Here is a 19,799-nt window from a genome sequence, read left to right as displayed (position 1 = left end):
GAGTATCATGAAACACCTGTTGAGTGTAATCGTACATCAGTATCTATGCCGTACAAAAAAATTAATTAGTATAAACTACTTTAACTATGGGGGTCGCATGTTGAGAAATATAAATTGTATGGTGTTAGGTTTGATGTTGGCTGTTTTTTATTCGTTCACGGCGCCAGCATTCGCATCACCCGCGCCTAATGAGGCTGAAAGCTGTGCTGTTGCTATGGCCCAGTTTCGCTATTACGCACATGGTTATGAGACTGGGGCTAAATGGATCCCAGGCAGTTTAGAGGCACCTAAGTACGCTGAAAGCGAAGTCAATCCAGAAGGGGTGATTATTGATTATTATATTGCTAAAGAGTACACCGAGGGTAGCAATCAGATCCCTGTTGAAATTACTCGTCGATTAATTCACACGGCATATAACAACTATCAATCGGGTCATAGCGCATCGTTTGGGAGCTACTGGACGTTGGCCTCGTGTATGGGGGTTATTAATAAGCCAATCGAGTTCCTAGGACGCTGTGACGAAAGAGAAGCGCAGCCGACGAAAAGGGGATTCCAAGAATTCGTGCAGTGTGCTAGTCCCAACAGCTAATTCTCAAAATTTGCCTCAATCAAGAAGCGTGATCTAATGGAGACATAGAACACGAATCGGATTGGGGCATGACAGACACGTCTTTAGAGCAATTATCCAAGTTTGGCATAACTGAGTTATGGCAAGTTGGACTTGTAATGCCTCTGCAATACAAAGATTTACGCCTTGTTCAATATGACTTGAATCCCTATCAAGGCTTCTCTGGGATGACGCTTTTCGGCGGTCATATTCACTCCGTATCTGACATCAAGTTAGGACGCACTAAAAAACGCAGTCCCTTCATCATTGTTGAGCTGACAGACCAACAGGGGTTCCGACTGAAAACCTTCGTTTACGACACAGCTGAAAACCTAAAATCGTTGAGCAACGGGCTCGCGATGGCTAATCAGCATCACCCTATCTATGTCTATGGCTTACCGGAATATCAAAACCAACAACTGATTTTAAAAAATCAGGAGTTTATTGCCCCCGATGATTTAGGGCGGTTGCATGTGTGCTATGAACTGGCCAAGGGAAGGAGCAAAGCGGAACCCAAGGTAATCGATTTCCTCAGCCGCTTACTGTCAGAACGTGATGTTATCAAGGAGTGTGCTGACAAGATTAGAGAGCTGCTTTCAGCTACCGCTGTAAGTAACAAACGACTAAAGCAATTTCTGGGTGCAGCCCCGAGTGACAACATCGAGCAGATGTTACAGGAGATCCATTTCCCCGATTGTGTTCAACGAGGTTACGCACGGATTCGGCAAGTTAGTAAGTTAGCAGCAGTCCTCATTGGTGCAGAGGCAAAGAAATTGGCGTCACAGTGGGGAGTAAAGCGTGTCCCGTTGCAGTTTGAGTCAGAGGCGATAGATAACCGCATTAAATCGTTACCATTCCAAATGACCGAGGAACAAAAATCCGCGGCATTAAGTATGGTCGCGCAAATGACCACGGCAGTATCTCAACACATGATGTTAATTGGTGACGTTGGCACCGGAAAAAGCTGTGTGATTGGCACCTGTGCCGCCTCAGTTGTGGATGCTGGTGGGCGAGTGGCCATTATGCTGCCTACTTCGAATTTAGCGCGTCAGTTACATCGAGAGTTCTCTGAGTATTACCCTGACATCAGCCCGACGTTAGTCATTGAAGGGGAGATCATTGAAGAGATTTCCCAATGTCGAATGTTGATTGGTACAACGGCGATTATACACAAACAGTGGCCATTCACATTTGATCTGGCCGTCGTGGATGAGCAGCACAAGTTTTCAGTAGAACAGCGTGAGCTTTTTTGCGCTGACGGGGCGCATTTACTGGAATCGACAGCAACCCCAGTACCGCGAACAGCGGCTTTGCTGAAACATGGAGTGCTGAAGGTATACGAGCTAAAGCATTGCTTCGTAGATAAGCGTATTGAGAGTCGTTTGTTAGAGCATTACGCAGGTCGAGACTTGGCAATAAGAGCGTTAAAAACGCTTCAAAGCGGCCAAAAGTTATTGATCGTTTGCGCCCTTAAAGATGAAAGCAAGTGTGAGGCATTTGCGGATATTCAGAATGCGACAGAGGCATACGAGAAATGGTGCCGATTCATCCATAGTAATCGTCACGTCCTGCCGGATGGTAGCGGGGTAGTTCTGGCGCATGGAGGGCTAACAAACGAAGAAAATGCTGCGGCAATCGATGCGCTCAATACGGGTGATGCAAACGTGCTGGTAGCGACGACATTAGTTGAAACTGGGCTGACGATTAAAGGGTTAACCCACTGCATTGTGATGAATCCAGACAGGCTAGGTCTCGTCCAACTCCATCAGCTTAGAGGGCGCTTAGCAAGGCACGGAGGGGTAGGGTACTTTGATTTACTGTTACCCCTTGAAATAAGCCCAAAATCAAAGGATAGGCTTGAATTAATTTCTCAAATTTCACATGGCGTGACGCTAGCGATTGAGGACATGAAACTGAGAGGATTTGGCGATTTAACCAAATCAGGTCGCTCGCAAACGGGAGTTAATCAGCGATATTTGTTCGGTTACAAAATCAATCTTGATGATTTAAACGATGCAATTGAGTTGATTGATACCTCAAGTTAGGTCAGAATCAACACAATTTTATTAACTCAAGAGCTTTATGGTTTATGGGTAAGGTATGAAACTACAATCGTTAAGTAAAAAATCGTTCATCGCATTTATTGTTATCTTGGCTCTTGCCCTTCTCGTTTGGGTAGTGAGCCAGTTCAACAGCTATAAAACATCACTACCAACGGGTGTCGCCAAAGATGGCCCTCCGGCCCTAGCAACTTTGTTAAGCAGTAACGCCAATAACAAAGTGATCCAGAAATGGAGTGTCACCGACGGTTCGCAAAATATCACGGGTTGGCTGGTGGATCTGAGTGGTCAAAAACAAATTTATTGGAGCACGGGCGACTTTGTTATTGCTGGTGGTCTGGTGGATGCGAATGGCGTCAACTTAACGGAGCAGTGGGCGACGACGCTGGGCATCTCCGAAGCCGATAGGAATCAGCCACAACAAGCAGGTCGAGCACAACGCGCACCTGTTGCTCAGCAAACTTACACTGAGCAGGATTGGCAAAGTCTCACTGCGGCGAAATACATTCAACTGGGCTATGAACAAGCGTCAGCTGAGAAAGCGATTTATGTATTCTTTGAACCCTTCTGTAGTGCTTGCAGTAGCTTACTCGCACGTTTGAAACCCGAGATTGAAAGCAAACAGTTGGATGTGCGCTTGGTGCCGTTAGCGTGGATCAGCGCCAACTCTGTCCCAGCAATCCAAGCCATGATTGATGGCGGTAAGGAGGCGGTGTGGAAGCACGAAGAGGCGAAGCAAACTAAAGCTGCTTATGCCACTGCAACACCAACCCCAGAAACTAAGATGGCCATCATCCAAAACTCTGAGCTCATGGGTACACTGGGCATCCAAGGTACGCCAACGCTGTTTTATCGCAATGGTGGTGAAATGGTCAAAGTTGTGAATAACTTTGCCGCAATCTCCCAAGCCATAAACTCGCTACAACTCTCCGCATCAGTCAATTAATTTCCCATCTCCATAAGGAGATCCCAATATGGGATCTCCTTGGTATCATAAACTCATTTGATTAATTTAATGTGCATTTATTCATCGCAAAATTCCCGTTAATTGCTTAAAAAATGGGTAAATAAATATATCCATTTATATAATTCTGATAACCTATGTAATCATAAAAAAATGTTGGATTCAGAATGAGCGACTTAATTTTCAGTAAATCCGCCATAGCGCTACTTATACTAGCGCAATCGGCGTGGTCATTTAACGCTTTAGCTGTATCCGGTGTAACCATCACTGGTGAACTGTCTGCAAAAATGCCCGAAATCGTCTTGACCCCACCTTCAGGAGTGGTGGCTAACGTCCAGCAGGTGCAAATCAAACCAACTCAAGGAACCGGTGCGGGTTGTAGCTTAACGACGGATGTAGCGGCGGCAAAAGCCTTTACGCAGTCCCAAGGTAACATGCTCTGTTTACTGGAGTGGAGCTTGCCATCAGGGTTAAGCACTTACAGCGATGGTATTCAGGGTTACTTTAATAACTCTGGCAATAACATCATCGGGTATACCGTAAGTATTTATTCTGGCAGTGGCAGTGAAAAAGTGCTGGTTGAAACAGGCTCGATGACTGTGGAAGCGGCGCAAGCTATTTCCCCAAACATCGTTGAAATCGTAAGTGACTTAACCACTGGTATCCAGTTAGGCTCGGACGTAACCAGCAACAGCAAGGGAAACATCCTCAAAACCGTCCAAGTTAAGACCGATTCAAGGCCATATACCCAAGTAGTTAATGCGCCGAGTCTCGGGGCGTGTACCATCCCGATTGGCAGCACATCATGTACCATGTCCACAGCTGGCACGACTATTGTCACCGACACAAGCAGTTCGACGGGCTCAACCAACTACAGCATGAGCGTGGATTCGGATAATGGTTATTTCAAAACCATCAATGGCCAATATCAGTCGCAATACAATCTCGCGTGGGACTTCAGGACCGCGACACTCGACGATTATATGATGCAAGCGGTGGCCTCGGGTAACGAGGTGCCAATCACTAAAACATTTACAGACGGCACGACACTAACTATCGAGAACGAAAAAGCGCTATTAACAGTAGCTACCCCTCACGCGGGTAAATCCGGTACGTGGTGGCATCCACAGGCGACTATTACGTTAAAACCAGATCCACAGTATTCAATCAAACAACCAAGCTATAACCTGGCAGGAAATGACATTCTCTCTACCGATGTTATTACCTTACCTACGGGAGAACTTAAGCTGAGCCCTAAGCTCGTTGAGCAGCATTCCGATGTATGGGCATTCGAGTTTAACCTGTCTTCGCTTCCAGATGGCGTTTACATCCCATACGCGACGTTGACGGACGCTTACAGCAACACCTGGGAAGGTGTCGTAGGTGAGTCCAGTAACATCGATAGAAATCCTCCAACTATCAGGATTTACAACACTAACGGCGGCATTGTTAACGCTGCCGACCCTATTTATTTCTTTGATGATATTCTCGTTGCGGCTGTTGATTCCATGTCTGGTGGGGGGAAGGTGATTGCTGCGTCAGTGGATGGCCAATCAGTTCTTGGAGATGGTATTGATGAAGGGATTGAGTATTTAAAAATGCTCAAAACTCCAGATACTCCATTAGAGCCCAATACTGATAAATTACTATCTGTGGTAGTCCAGGATAATGCTGGTAACACATCAGTACAGGAAGTCTCAATTCGATATATGCCAGTAAAATGGCAGATAGATGACAGAAGCCAGACCTATCGAAGAGGTGTTCAAGCGGTCTCTATGCCACTCAAAAACACCGAGGGGGTTGGTTGTCGCATGTATGCGTCAGCTGAGCAGGCACGTAAAGCTGGTGGTCAGTTAAATTATCGCTGTTTTATTGAATGGCTACAATTCCCTGATGGCACAGGCTCTCAATGGTCTAACTCTCAGCAAGTGCTCGCGGGTACGTTCCAAAAAGCGACCAGTACATCCTCACTTAACGAGGCTAAGTACAAGGTTTGGATGATCAACCGAAAAAACTCAGAAGCGCTCAGCTTTGTGGGTTCGCAAGCATTTAAAGTGACTGAGCCGGAGCCGCCAGTAGTAACTGTTGCTAAATACCGTGAATTTAAACCTGACATTTTTACGACGACAGTTGATGGTGGGGTGATTACCACCACGTCAGCTGAGTTTATTAACGGTGATTTAACTTTTTCAATCACTAGCAGTGATGGCACTCAGGTGTTATACCCTTACACACAATCAGGCTCAGCTCAGTCTAAAAAGCGAATTGGTAAAGTTTTAAGTGTGGGGGCATCTGCCTTGTGGACCACAAGAGATATTGAGCTAAAAGCTCAGTACACTGGGGACAAAACCGCGTTAGGCACTAAGAAGGTTAAAGTTCTGACTGTGCCAGCTAATACTATTGTAGCGAAGCTAGAAACCCCCGAGGTACTTCAAAACACTCAGTCTACGATCACTGCTAAAGTGAGTATTGGCTCTCTGGACTTCTTAACTCGAAAAATGACTTACGATAAAGAGACTATGGGTGATTGGTCTGCGGTCATTGCATTGGAGTCGCGAAACAAAGAAGGTACTAGCTATCAAAACCTAACAGAGCCATTAAAGCTTAACAGTGAAGGTGTGGCATCTGCGGAAATCCCATTCAAGGACTTTTCTATCGGCAGTTCTCGCTTAGTGGCTCTGGTGACTGTGGACAGTAAACTGGCTGATTACCAAAAAACGATTAAGAGTAATTCTGCATTTTTCCAGATTTATAAAGGTGAGGCTATTGACGGAGATATCCAGATAAAGCGCATGGCGGGTAAAGCGCCATTCGCGGCTCAACTGCTATACGTACCTAATACACTAAATGACCGTCGTGCTAAAGGCGACGTGACTTGGGAAATGTCGAAAGATAGTGGCGGTACGTGGGAAGAAATTGCCACTAACAAAGACTTTGTTCAACTCCTATTATCAACAAAAGGGATCTACCAATTTAGAGCGCAGATTGCGAACAAATACAGTGGAATTAGAACAACCACTGATTTTCAAGAGGTGTTGGTGTACGAGCAACCTGATCTGAAGATTGAAGGGGTTAGTGCATTGCATAGTGGGGAAACTGGTGAGTACAAACTTCTGGATAATGACGAATCTATCGACTTGACTTCAACGGAGGTCCAATGGTCTTTAGATGGTGTGAACTGGGTTAATGGTGATGATAGTTTTACATTAACAATGGACAACGATACTCGCTACAACGTTTATGCACGCGCTGCTTACGTGAATACTGAGCTGGCTGGTGATGCTAGATTCTCGAAGGCTACTAAGATTGTACGTGCTGCACGATTACAACCTGTGAGAATGTCGTTGCCAGTAATCAAAGCGATGGAAGAAGGTGTACCCTACACACTAGATGTGACAACTACCTTAGCTGATACTGCCGCAGGTACTCCAATCATTACTGAATGGACTTTGCCGGACGGTACTAAAACTCTATCACCATCTATTACTTACACCCCAACAGCGGCAGATGTCACTAATAAGCTGGTTACACTACAAGTCAGAGCATGGGCAGAGGGGTATCAGGCTGAGACTGAAAACCTGAAACGGTTAACGCCTGCTGCATGGAGATATACTTTCCCATCTTTTGAGATCATCAGCAAAACGAACAGTAGTTATGCCCCAACTTCTGGTTCAATGTTGATTAACACACCGACAGATCTCCCTCCTTACTATTCAGGAGTGACTTTCTCAGTAGAATGGAAAATCCCTGAGACATTTGAAGTGGTTCGTAAGTCAGATAAGCAAGTGGTTTTCAATGTGACGGAAGCGGGAACCGAGAATGTTCAAGCTACGGTCACCGATAACAGAGGAAACGCTAAGGTGGTTTCAAGCTATATTGGCACCAACCAAGCGCCGGAGCCCCAGTTGAGCATTGAGCCACGTTATAGCAACACTATGATGCGCGAGCCATTAACCGTGATAGCAAACTTGTCAGGCAAAATGGGACATCCATTAGACAGAATCAACACGGTTAGTTGGTATCTAGATGGCAAGCTGGTGGAGCCTACCAATCTGAGGGTGATGGTAAGTGGTGTTGAAGCGGGTGTTCACAAACTAAAAGCGGTTATGACATCCGTATTCAACATCCAACGGGAGTACGAAATGGAAATCCCCGTTGCCAAAAACGTAGAACCCAAATGTAACGTGAAGGAAAGCAATTATTCCAACATTCTCCGACTCGATCTGATATGTACTGACGAAGATGGTAAGATGGCGAAATACGAGTGGAACATTAACGGTGAAGTATCACCCTACATTGGATCTTATATTTACGTAAGTAAGTCAACTGGTTATAGTGCTGTGATTATCGCTAGAGGCGTGGATGACTCTGGCGCTTACTCAAATTCTATTGAGAAACATTACACATATTAAACCGTTCAAATAAAGAATCCCGCAAGTGCGGGATTTTTTATAAATGCTAATTTCATGTGAGACATTAAAATTTGTCAAATGAGACGTATAGTGCGATAATTAATCATAATTTTGGAATGCAGGAGTCATTGATATGGCTGTTCAACAATTACGTGAGTTCAGATTAAAACCTAAAGCACATCAATCTATCTGGGCTAAAGTGGGGTTGCCTGCTGGCGAAGGCCCTGTGCTAAGTGACGCAATAAATCATGGGTTTAGTATTGATGTTGTGAATCGCTTTGCCGAAGCCGTTTCCATGCCCGTTACGAACCTTGTTCAGTATGCCGGTTTAAGCCGGGCAACCTTCGCCCGTCGGGTAAAGGATAAAGAACATCGACTGAAACCTAGTGAAAGCGAAGCGTTTGCAAGGATGATACGAATGTATGAAGCAGCAACTTTGATGCTTGGTGGAAACAAGGCTGATGCTATTCAATGGCTCAATGAACCCGCAATTGGATTGAACGGTAAAAGACCAATTGAGTTAATGGGCTCTGAGTCGGGCACATTAGATGTCATTCGTCTAATTAATAGATTAATGCACGGAGTTTACATGTGAAGCTCTATCGCATTGTATCAAAGCAGTACGTGGATTCTGCATGGAATGGACAAGGGGCTGCAATGTATGGGGGGCGCTGGAACTCATTGGGAGTACCGATGGTGTATACCTCTCCTACACTATCTCTAGCAATCCTAGAAGTCTTAGTGCATCTCAATTCACCCCGAAGATTCGATAACTTCGTCACGCTTGAACTGGAATTGCCCGAAAGTGAATTGATGATGTTGCCACAAAGCGAATTGGCCGAGGGGTGGCGATACAACGACATAATGTCCAGAGGGCTTGGAGATTCGTTTATAGAGTCTGAATCGGCGGCTGGACTGATGGTGCCCTCGTTTATTGTGCCCTTGGAGCACAATGTGTTGGTCAACCCTTCCAATCCAGTTGTAATTGAGTCGGTTAAGAATGCCGTTGATTTAAAATATCAAATCGATCCAAGACTAATTTAAGTTGTTGATTAGCTAGCATAGACAACTCGGTTAAGCGGGTTCTCATTTTATTTATGACAAGTAAAATCTAACCCAAACCAAAAAAAACCGAGGTGGTTGAGGCCTCGGTTAAATGGGTCTAAACGGAAGATGGTTGTTCACTATTGAGCTAGTTTGCTTAATGAATCGATCGAAATATCGGATATTGAATCATTAGCAGCATTTGCGGTTGCAACTTCAATTTGCATAAAGTAGCTAAGAACATAGGTATCATTAGGGCTGCTGGTGCTGTTGAATAAACTAAATGTGGGGTCTAAATAGTAGTCGCCACGCTTTAACCATCGATGATCTAGCGCGATTAAATTATCACCTATCGCGACAATCACGATCCCTTGCACTATAAGTTCAGCATTCAATATGCTCTGAGTTCTACAGCAATTCACAAAACTCTTCCCACATTCTACGTGTGCGGAAATGCGGTCCAACTCTTCAATTGTAAGACCTGTAATATTCACTGGGATCAGTGTTGTCGGGTCAATTCCTAGTTGATTCAAAATTAGCTCTAAGTCATTCACAGTAGATTTCATCGCCGCTCTCGTTGTTGCTGAACTGCATTCCGTCTAGTAATATACATGAACTGTATACTAATAGAAATGTGTAGATGATCAAATTCGACAAGGCTCACTGGCGTCACACGTATTTACTTCCATTTTGTATTGCTGCCGTCATTACAGCTGCTACTACGTGGTTTAGTCATAGCTATAAACTGATATTGGTACTCAACAGCGATAAATGCATTCCAGGTTCAGTATTCGTGGTAGACACACGACAAAAACACGTTAATAGCGGCGAGCTGGTGATGTTCATGTCTCCTCAAACCGACATTCTTCCGTCAGGGATCAACATCATAAAGTTAGTGGCAGGTGTCGAAGGAGACCTCGTAGAAATAGGGAGGTTTAGTGTGACCAACAAAAAACACAGGTTCCCAGCACCTATCGACAATGCGGCGAATGCGCTGAATATCGATGTACAAAAGCTCATTGGTACTCGGACTGTAGAGAATGGCGGGATCTTTGTGTTAGGCACAGAACCTGGCAGTTATGACAGTCGTTTCTTTGGTTCAATCAAAACTCAGCAGGTGATTGGTCGTGCTTACCTCATTATCTAATAGACAGTTTCTTGTTAGCTTGTTTGTGGCGGTAACGATGTCTGCCATTTATTTCGATGCAATGGCTACAGACGATAACCAGCAGTTTATTCTGGATGCAAAACGACAGATGGATGAAGTCCGTAGCCAAATCGAGGCTATGAGGCAGAACAATACCCAGCAGCCCCAAGGTGGCCTCCCCGCTGCTTGGGGGCAGCAATCTTACATTTCACAAGCACAAATGCTCACCCAGCAGGCCGATGCGATCAGGCATCAAGTGCTGCCAAAGCCAGAACCTGTCACGCCTGTTGTGCAGCAAGAGATAGCCGCAAACGGAGAGGTATTCATTTTCGCTTCATTCGGTATGCCAGCATACACGCTGAAATCAGCGCTGAGAGCAGCATCTCAAAGCCAAGTTAAAACAACAGTCGTATTTAGAGGCCTGAAAGATGAATCTGAAAGTCTGCGTGATGCCTCCAACGCCATTCATAGAGTGATAGATGAAGCAGATTTAGATGTGACTCCAAGAGTTATCATAGACCCTCGTTTGTTTAATACCTATGCAGTCGAAGTAGCGCCAACAATGGTGTATCGCAACGGTGGCAAAGTGGTTACCGCGACAGGGCTACAGTCATTAGAAGATTTCGTTAAGCAGTCCGAAGGCTTGTTGCAAAGCGGCTCGCTCGGGAAGTTGTCAGACACTTACGACATTACTGAGATGGACATGCTCGAACTTATCCAACAGAAGCTCAAAAAAGTAGATTGGGAAGAGAAAAAGCACGAGGCCGTTAGCCGATTCGTTAACCGTAAAGAGGTTCAGTTGACAGAGAGCCTTAAAGACGAGGATGTGCGTTACAAAATTGACCCGCGTGTTCGCTTTACCCAAGACCAAACAACGCCGGATGGCCAGTATTTTGCCAAGGCCGGTGATGTTGTAGATCCTACAGCATTACTCCAAATGGAAACCCGCTTATTCATGATTGACCCAACCAGTGAACGTCAGCTGGCGTGGATGAATGATGTACTTTCCGTGACTGAGCACAAGCAAGTTTACGTGCTGCTATCTGCGCTGCCGGCCGGTAGCGATTTAACCGAATTTAACCGGTTGCAGACAAAACTAGGCCGTCGCTTGTACTTGATGCAACCGACGATGGTGTCTCGTTTTCAGCTTGAGCATTTACCCGCATTGGTTGATTTGTTTAAGGGAGAAATCCGCGTCACTGAGATTGGTCAACGAACTCTGAGTAATGCGGGATTACCGACACTATTAGTAGCTCCAAATGGCGGTGCCAAATGATGAAGAAGTTCGCAAAAGTAGCTGTTTTTCTGGCTTCCATGATGTCCGTAAATGTGAGTGCGAACAGTAAGCCGGACTCGGTTTGCCCCGATGCTGGCTATTTCTCAAACCTGATTAACTCTTTTTGCTGGTCATGTACGCTACCTTTTAACCTCGCCGGATTCTCGGACAATGTGCCTAAAGGGGCTAATTCGAGTCGTTTATGCTCATGCTCGGATGCTCTGGGTGTGCCGGAGCTTGGGGTATCTCTGGGTTACTGGTCACCTGATCATTTAGTTGAAGTCTCTGCAACGCCATGGTGCAGTCCAACGCTGGGTGGAACCTTGCTACAAAATGACATGACGATGCGGGGGAGGGCATCCAACCCAGAAACTCAATCTGCCGAAACGGTATCGTTCTTACATTACAACTACATCATCAATCCGGTTTTCAAGATGTTAGGTCTTTTCTTGTTGCCTGAGTGCGACACATCCCCTGGTTACTTTGACCTCGATATTGCGTACATGTCAATCCTCGATGTCACCTACGAAAACTCGGCGCTATCATTTCTGTTCACTCCTGACGCAATTCCGATTGCGAATCCAGTTGGCCGCGCCATTTGTGTTGCCGATGGGATGATCACTGCTAGTAGCGGCAGTGCTAACGAGGCACTGTGGTTCTGCGCTGGTTTAGATGGTCCCTTGTATCCATTAACCGGCTTTATTGGGGCCGACAATGATTTTATCCGCAATACTCAGTTAATCACGACTCGTTCACTTGCTGCGCTACATCGCAGGGGGTTAGCGCGAAAAACTTACGGTAAAGAGGCGATGTGTAACGCCGAGTACAGTCCAATGATCCCTAAGGCGCAGTACAAAATTTCTATGATGTATCCGTCTCCTGAAGCTAATCCTGCAGCAGCATCAGCTGTGAAACCCACGAAGGCTTTTAATATTGAGGATCTACAAAATCCTGAAACTGGCAATTACGACAACAGCGAAGATAAAAATAAATCAACCCTAGATGGTTCATGGGATGAATGTTGTCACCCTCTCGGTTGGCCTACGATTTGGTGGGGTTCAGGTAGAAAGTCTCCTGGTAATGGAAAAGACCAACACGCGGTTTATTCAATTTTCAGATACACCGATTGCTGTGTGAGGGTTCAATAACAATGGAAGATAAACTGGTTACGTGGTGGGAAAAGGCAATCTCTTACGGAATAGGAAGCATTTACTTATTCAATATTTTAACTATGAGTTTTCTGGCGCTATTTCTCACAAGTAGCCCTGCATTTGCAGATCTCCCATTGCCAGTATCTCTTCAGTATTCCTGCCCAACAGGGTGGAGCTATTCAAATGGCACTTGTGTTAAGTACACCTATGCAGCGCCAGTAGTGACATGCCCTACAGCTGGTTATTCCGTCACCACTGTTGATGGCTTACAAACATGCGCCAAAAATGAGTCCCGGACAACGATTAACAGTTGCCCCACTGGGACTAACTGGCTCGATATCCAGCAATCGTGGAATTATCAAGACCCACTGTATCCCAATTATTGCTCTGCAAGGCAAAGCGCATCCTCATTAGCGAATTGCCCCAGTGGGTACACGACATATAGCAATGGGATCTGTTTTAAGCTACAAACTCCATTGGGAAAAACGTGTCCAAATGAGGGCGGAGCCTCTGAAAAGGTTGAGCAAATCTGTCCCCAGACCTATGTAGACCTCGGACTCTGTAAAAAAGACGAGACAGTCACTGTGTCACTGCCTGACCAAAGCTGGCAAAAGCAGAATGAATCTACTTGTAAGCGCACTCTTTACGAAGGTACGGTCTCCACCTGTCCAACGGGTTACACCCCTGCCGGTGATGACAACTGTGTGAAAGTGCAAACAACCCCGTCTACGGTAAGTTGTCCGTCCGGCTATTACCAAGATGGCGGTCAGTGTTCACCTGGGACGGCCCCGAGCTGCCCAGCAGGAACGTCGTATAAGAATGGCTCATGCGTGAGCACGTCAGGTACAGTAACCAGCTGCCCAGCAGGAAAAGAGTTAGATCCCTACAGCAATACCTGTATTACGGCGAAGGGAAACTTATCAGATCCTGATTACTTTATGCAGATGGGCCGCGATTTTGGCAAATCCGCGGTAGGCGCCATTGAGCTGCCAGGAGGTACAACTAACAATATTAAGCTTAATTACCGGAATGTTGGTCAAACAGATATGACCACATCTAATATGACCAATGCTGATATGCTCGGGCTTGACTCCAATAACGGTTACAACGTATCTGCAACAGGTACTTATCAGGACGAAAAGGCGCAACAAAAATCGATTAAAGAGGCCGTTGAGCGAAACACGGCTTATGGAAAGTCAGAGCCCGTTGTTGGGGCAAATCAAGATGAAACGAATGATGCGCAAGATCATAGTGCCAATGCTTATCTAACCTTGCTTGATGCTCAAAACAAGAACCCGCCACACACTATTGGAAAGGATGCTTCATTCCTTAAATCTGGATCACAGGAACAGCAAAACATTCTTAATGGTAGTGGAGGACAATTTTTCGGAGATTGTTCGACTGATACTGTCACCAAAACTACTATCGATGACTCACTGGTTAAAAATACGATTCAAGAATGCTTCAAGCCAAACAGAAACAATCTTTCAAGCTGTAATAGAGAACGAATCTTAACGCCACCTAACGAGAATAAAATTTTTGGAAGTGGGTTTGGCTATTGCGGTAAGCGCTGTATTTCAATAATTTTGGGTGATGAAACTAATAATGCTCTGCCGGACAATGAAGACGGTACGTGTAAAGTTTATCGCAATGCAACATCGTTCAGATTGCTTGACGGAATAAACATTGTTTCCGCGACTATCGGAAAATCGAGGTACGACGATTATTTTAAATTGTCAGTTAACGACACAATTCTGAATCAATCTTCGACGTTCCCACTCGATGGGCAGTCTTGTTCCGATGTGGGTAATACCATCGCCGCGACCCCCATTGATGTGACTGTGCCGTTTCAAAAAGCATTGGCAAAGAATCGCACACTGACAGTCGAGCAGATGCTATCCGTAAAACATCTGGGGGAAGGATATACCAGTATCACTCTCAATTTTGATCAGGATTTGCTTGCTAACTGGGTTGAGGACATTGTTGAGTCGCCTGAAGGATGCGAGGCTTCGTTGTCAACGCCTGACAGTTTTTGTACGGCTTCTGATTGGAAATGCGATGCTCGGTTAGATTCAGAGTTAATCAACAACGGTGGTGTTCTGAATCTATCGGATATTGAAGGAGCTCCGGGTGTTCAGGCAGTTTCCGGGGCAAATGACGTAGTATTAATGGTTATGCGTAGGGATTTTGAACCAAGTTTGGCAAATGGGACTAATTCAAACTGCGGTAACATAGTTGGCACCACTGACTCCGAGGGCGATAATAAAAACGATGACGGTCTATGGGTGTGTAAAGAAGGCATCGGATTCCAAACCCACAGTATCTATAGTGGCCCAGGAATGTACGGGACAGAGTTTGTAAACGTCTTACCCAAGAGGAACAAATGGTCTGTCTTCGCTGTAAAAATTAACAATGGTCTGACATCTCGGTTTTACAATGAAAATGGTCAGATATTTAACGCTAAGCAGATGTATGGTGGAAGCTTTGACTCATTAAAGCAGCGTCGAATTATCATTGGTCGAGGGAATACCTCACAGGATTGGACCAAACGTGCGAATGCGCCACTCTATCTGGCTCATTGGGAAGTGCTTCGTGATATTACCTCGGATCAACAAGTGCTCGACGCACTAGAAAAAACCAAGGATATGTTTGCACTGGTCAACTTAGACCCCTTATATGAGGGTGATGATGGTCTTACCCCTTGCATGTACGCACATATGGAAGATTATGTGTGTGATCCTCTCAAGGGAAATCGATTACCGCTTAATGGTGGTTCAGTTGGTTATTCTGACATTCGCACAATGGGTGACCAATGTACCCAGTACACTTCAGATGAAAAGTGCAGTATTGAATCCTCTACGTGTGCGGAAGGTTGGCTAGATTCAGCAACGAATACCTGTTTTGGTTGGGATGTCACGTATCGCTGCGAAAGCGGTTCGGTCATAACTAAAACCGAAACCGTGGAGAATAATACTTGTTTCACTGATGCATCTTGCGTTGATGGAAATTGCGAGACAAAAGCTAAAGAGACCAATACAGACTTTGTTCAAACCGCGGCGATGTATGCGGCGATTAACGAGTTAGATAACGGATCATCATGTACTGACCCAACTAATCCTGATACCTGCCAAGTGTTCGTCGGCAGTGTTGAGCAATGTAGTTGGGATCAACTCAAGGTAAATGACTGCTGCTCCACCAAAGGCACCGATACCACATCCAACTTATTTAAACTGTCATTAATGACCTTTAAAGCTGGGCAAAACGCAGTGTCCAGTGAGAACGCGTGGGTGAATGAGTATTTAGGCGGGGAATATGCCAAAAAAGGCTGGAGCATGGTAAAAAGTGGTTGGAATGATGCCGTCGATTGGGTATCTGACTCAACTAAACCAGCGACGGAGGCTGCAAAAGGTGCATGGGATTATCTAGGTAAATCCTTTTCGTCTGAAGCTACTGCTACAGCAGGTAATGCGACAACTACCGTATCAGGAGAAGCTGGATCCGTTGTTACTGACTTTTTTACGGATTTGGCTACCTCAATCGATACGGTAAAAACTCAAATCTACCAGTGGGTTTATGATGTCATGCCGCAGGCGATGCAGGAAGCTATAGTTTCTGGGGCTGAAGCGCTAGGGGTTGAAGTAGCCAAAGAGCAATCAGGTGCTTTAGCAGAAGGTGCTGGCGCACAGGCTATGGAAGGTGTTGTAAGTAACCTCATAGCAGCGCTTTCTTTCGTGATGATGCTTTACACCATTTATAACATGCTCAAATTGCTTTATACGATTCTAACGGCATGTGACGAGGAAGAGCTGAAAATGGGGACCGAGCTGAAAGAGCGCAAGTGCTTCTTTGTCCGCAAGGTCCCTTGTAAAAAGACATTAGGGATATGTACTGATAAGGCGCACAACGAGTATTGCTGTTTCAAGAGTACCTTAGCTCGAATTATCATGGAGCAGGTGATAGTTCAACTTGGCCATAATCCAGTGTCATGGCATGACAACGAAATGTGTCGTGGATTAACCCTAGACGAATTATCGAATATCGACCTAGGAAAAGTAGACTTCAGTGAGTGGGTGGGGTTAATGACTGAATCTGGTATGTTCCCTGAGCCTGACATGGAAAAAACGGGTGAAGATGCCATAGTTAACCCCGATGCGCGAGACAGCGCCGATGACAGGATTAAAAATCAGTTAGGGGTGGATACTGGTGTAAAAGTTAGAGAAGCGTTTGAAAACGCTTCCCCTGCTACTAACCTAGATTGTTCTGGTTTCCCAAGACCACCATCTTGCCCAATCTAAAGTGACAAAACCCCGCAAGTATTTTGTTAAATGGTTGCGGGGATAAGATTACATTTTGACGAAGAAGCGCTGAGTTTTGGTATTAACGTCAATGATATATGGATAATCAGTCAATGATTTATCAACAGACTCACAGGTTTTGCGTGAATTAGGTGCCTTTGGTGGCATATAAAAGTAGGATGGATATTCAAAGGTCTGAGCTAATAACTTGCTGCTCTCAACTTGGTAACAAGAACCAATGCCTAACTTTAAAATCGCATAACTACCGCTTCCATCACCAATATTCAGCAATGATTTCAATTCAGCCCCACTAAGCAAGGTAGTTGTAGAAATGCTCAATGCCGCAAATTTACCTTTGAATTGGGGTAATGGTAAATCTGAATAATTCGAATCAACCAGCACTACAGTTCTGCCATCAACTCCAGCTGTGAGTTCAAATTTCTGACCATCTGGCAAGTAGGCTTTGATTAAGTCACCTTTTGCTTGTTCCATCTGTTCTGCTGGCACAATTTGATAAAACATAAATGTTGGTAAAGGTGGGATCTCCCCTGAACCTAAGAAAAATAGACCCGCATTTAATAGGCCACCAGATAGGCCGGAACCAGAAATCACACCTAAGCCAGCTGCGCCAGCTGCCGCGTTCATTGCGACAACCGAGCCGCTAGAACCGTTAATTTTCTCCCATTCAGCATCAGAAACAATTTTGTCTTTGATGTTTCCATGCCCCCCATGACCCAACTTGAAAACTTTAAATGCAAAAGAATCATCAGATTTAATATCGAGTTGAGAGACTGTTTTAGGTGCTGATTTGTCAGTTGGTGTTGACGCGCAACCAGAGAACAATGCGGTGCAAGCAAGAACAGCGGCAAGTGAGTAGGTCTTTTTCATGGTGAACTCCTGATAGAATTACCAACAATGTTAACACAGGCTTAATACTTGGCAAATTTCTTGAAATATAATATGAGTGGTTAAAGGTTGATTGTTTTGCCTGTGAAAATTATCATTCGGACAACACATAAATTTAATGGTGAAGTTTAAATGGGCTCAACAAAAGATCAGGGGTTAGTCATCGAGCGTGACGACAATACCCTTGTTTGTGCATTACCTGGAAGCGGCAAAACCTATGTTTTGGTAGAGCTGACTAAGCGTTTACTGTCCAGAGATGGCGCCTATTCTGTCCATTTACTCACCTTCACGGATGCGGCTCGTGTTGAGCTCACTGAGCGAATGCTTCACGCCCTTACCCCACGAGCTATGGAACGGGTAACTATCAGTACCTTTCATTCAACTGCGTTAGCGATGACTCGCGGCAAACTTAATCGCCGGTTATTAATGGCCAATGAGTTAATGCTGTTCGTTAAGTCGGTGCTCAATGAAGCTGACCATTTAGACCTCATTGATAAGTTCAGATTTAAGGTGCCGGACGTTGTTAGGCTGTTTGATGAAATGGGCCGAAGCCAAGACCTGTCAAAAGAGTATAGTGACACAGAAGTTGCTTTGTACGAGCTTTACAAAGATATGCTTATTAAGCAGGGCAAGACGGATTTTAACGTCGTATGCCAACTGTCCGTGAGCTGGCTGGCGCAAAGGGAAATCCCCCCTGTGTCGGCTACGCATATTCTGGTAGACGAATTTCAAGATACCGATGCACTGCAATACATGTGGCTACGTGAACACGCGCTGCTTGGTAAAAAGCTGGTGGTCGTTGGTGATGACGATCAAGCTATCTACTCGTTCAGGGGTGGTCAAGGATACGACAATATGGTGGCCTTTCAGTCAGAGTTTAACGCAGATGCTTACGTGCTGAGAGACTGCTTTAGATGCTCAAAGGAAATCCTGAATCGAGCGGGGATGCTGATTAAGTTCAATAACCCCGATAGGATTGATAAGCCGATGAATGCGGTTAGGGAAGAGCAAGGGACTGTCAAAATCATTAAGTCTGGCACGATGGATAACCAGCTCAACAGGATTTTAGATGCGGTGAGCAAAGAGCCTCATACGTGGGCAGTAATTGCGAGGAACAATGCCATCCTTGACCGCGTTGAAACGGTTATTCAGGGTCATGGCATTGAGTACAATCGACGCGGCGGTAAGTCGTTTTTTGATGGCGTTGCACCCTACAGCTTGATTCAAATTGCCTCTGTGATTTCAGGCAAACATGATGACCATACCCTACATCGGGCTTTGGCGGCTTTGTCAGTGCCAGAGGCGGAAACGGCAAGAATTATAGGTTTATGCCGGACGGCGAAAACGACCTTTGGCGGCCTTAAACATGCGGAGATTGGTCATCATGCTGACCTGCAAAAGTTCCACTCATTAGCTGAAGGCTGGCATGACATACCAGCAGGGCGTGAGGATGCGAAGCGAACCTACATGCAATCTATCGTTAAATTGTTAGTCATACACCTCGATAAGCGCGACCAAAAACATGCTCAAGTCGTCGGTGATGTCATTGCTGGACGTCACTGGGAGAGCCTGGGCGAAAGTATTGCGCATCTGAAGTCTTCGTTAGACAGCAAAAAGCGCAAAGACCAATCAGAAGAGGCCGCACCTAAGCTGTCATTGATCACTATGCACTCTTCAAAAGGTTTGCAGTTCGACAACGTGTGGATAGTGGGGAGCGACACAGGAACCATCCCGAGCAAAGAGGCGTTAGCAGGGGGTAAGATAGCGGAAGAACGTCGATTAATGTATGTGGCCATGACTCGCGCTATCTCGTCGCTCACTATGAGTTACACCAGTGAGCCCAGTGAGTTTCTGTACGAGGTTAACAATGAAAGGGTTGTAGAGCTGGAGTCTGGATATGAAGACGATGACGACGATTTTGACGCCGCATAAGGTGG

General features: G+C 45.4%; 13 protein-coding genes. 11 read left to right on the top strand and 2 right to left on the bottom strand.

Annotated features, from left to right (window positions below):
- Positions 1-97: 97 nt before the first annotated feature.
- The 6 genes from L5M37_RS19940 (at position 98) to L5M37_RS19915 (ending at position 9,087) form a co-directional block, all read left to right on the top strand.
- Positions 98-589 (top strand): hypothetical protein, encoded by a 492-nt coding sequence (locus L5M37_RS19940; protein WP_259216115.1) that lies wholly within the window; start codon positions 98-100, stop codon positions 587-589.
- Between the two features lie 68 nt (positions 590-657).
- Positions 658-2,652, top strand: a complete 1,995-nt coding sequence (locus tag L5M37_RS19935; protein ID WP_259563911.1) for a helicase-related protein — start codon at positions 658-660, stop codon at positions 2,650-2,652.
- 55 nt (positions 2,653-2,707) lie between these two features.
- Positions 2,708-3,613: a thioredoxin fold domain-containing protein gene (locus tag L5M37_RS19930; RefSeq protein ID WP_259563910.1), complete on the top strand. Its 906-nt coding sequence runs from the start codon at positions 2,708-2,710 to the stop codon at positions 3,611-3,613.
- Between the two features lie 185 nt (positions 3,614-3,798).
- A complete protein-coding gene (locus L5M37_RS19925; RefSeq protein ID WP_263201692.1) occupies positions 3,799-8,043 on the top strand; it encodes an Ig-like domain-containing protein in 4,245 nt (1,414 codons plus the stop codon).
- 133 nt (positions 8,044-8,176) lie between these two features.
- Positions 8,177-8,638, top strand: coding sequence for an antitoxin Xre/MbcA/ParS toxin-binding domain-containing protein (locus L5M37_RS19920; RefSeq protein WP_050991311.1), 462 nt, complete (start codon positions 8,177-8,179; stop codon positions 8,636-8,638).
- The gene (locus L5M37_RS19915) at positions 8,635-9,087 is read left to right on the top strand and encodes an RES family NAD+ phosphorylase (RefSeq protein ID WP_037426858.1); all 453 of its coding nucleotides are present in this window, start codon (positions 8,635-8,637) and stop codon (positions 9,085-9,087) included. Before L5M37_RS19920 ends, L5M37_RS19915 begins: the two co-directional genes overlap by 4 nt.
- 140 nt (positions 9,088-9,227) lie before the next feature.
- Here L5M37_RS19915 and L5M37_RS19910 read toward each other — a convergent pair whose 3' ends face one another.
- Positions 9,228-9,653, bottom strand: coding sequence for a hypothetical protein (locus L5M37_RS19910; protein ID WP_083848303.1), 426 nt, complete (start codon positions 9,651-9,653; stop codon positions 9,228-9,230).
- A 74-nt stretch (positions 9,654-9,727) separates the two neighbouring features.
- On the opposite strand from L5M37_RS19910, the gene L5M37_RS19905 reads away from it, so the two are divergent.
- Genes L5M37_RS19905 through traN form a run of 4 tightly spaced genes read left to right on the top strand, consistent with a single transcriptional unit; the run spans position 9,728 to position 16,956 of the window.
- Positions 9,728-10,234: a S26 family signal peptidase gene (locus L5M37_RS19905; RefSeq protein WP_037426844.1), complete on the top strand. Its 507-nt coding sequence runs from the start codon at positions 9,728-9,730 to the stop codon at positions 10,232-10,234.
- A 37-nt stretch (positions 10,235-10,271) separates the two neighbouring features.
- Complete coding sequence (locus L5M37_RS19900; protein WP_239642740.1) at positions 10,272-11,510, top strand: TrbC family F-type conjugative pilus assembly protein; 1,239 nt, start codon at positions 10,272-10,274, stop codon at positions 11,508-11,510.
- Positions 11,507-12,658 carry a TraU family protein gene (locus L5M37_RS19895; protein ID WP_050991310.1) on the top strand — a complete coding sequence of 384 codons (1,152 nt, stop codon included), beginning with the start codon at positions 11,507-11,509 and terminating at the stop codon, positions 12,656-12,658. The genes L5M37_RS19900 and L5M37_RS19895 overlap by 4 nt, the downstream gene beginning before the upstream one ends.
- Positions 12,659-12,660: 2 nt before the next feature.
- Positions 12,661-16,956 (top strand): conjugal transfer protein TraN, encoded by a 4,296-nt coding sequence (traN, locus tag L5M37_RS19890; protein ID WP_263201691.1) that lies wholly within the window; start codon positions 12,661-12,663, stop codon positions 16,954-16,956.
- Positions 16,957-17,004: 48 nt separating this feature from the next.
- Here the strand turns inward: traN and L5M37_RS19885 are convergent, their stop codons facing one another.
- On the bottom strand, positions 17,005-17,844 hold the full coding sequence (locus L5M37_RS19885; RefSeq protein WP_263201690.1) for a hypothetical protein: 840 nt from the start codon (positions 17,842-17,844) through the stop codon (positions 17,005-17,007).
- A gap of 150 nt (positions 17,845-17,994) precedes the next feature.
- Here L5M37_RS19885 and L5M37_RS19880 point away from each other — a divergent pair, with 150 nt between their 5' ends.
- A complete protein-coding gene (locus L5M37_RS19880) occupies positions 17,995-19,794 on the top strand; it encodes an ATP-dependent helicase (RefSeq protein WP_263201689.1) in 1,800 nt (599 codons plus the stop codon).
- Positions 19,795-19,799 lie beyond the last annotated feature (5 nt).

Origin of the sequence: Shewanella sp. SM69 (assembly GCF_025653985.1) — a bacterium.
GTDB classification, from domain to species: Bacteria; Pseudomonadota; Gammaproteobacteria; order Enterobacterales; family Shewanellaceae; genus Shewanella; species Shewanella oncorhynchi.
Note: the sequence above shows the minus strand (reverse complement) of the source record. Positions and strands in the feature narration are given on the sequence as shown.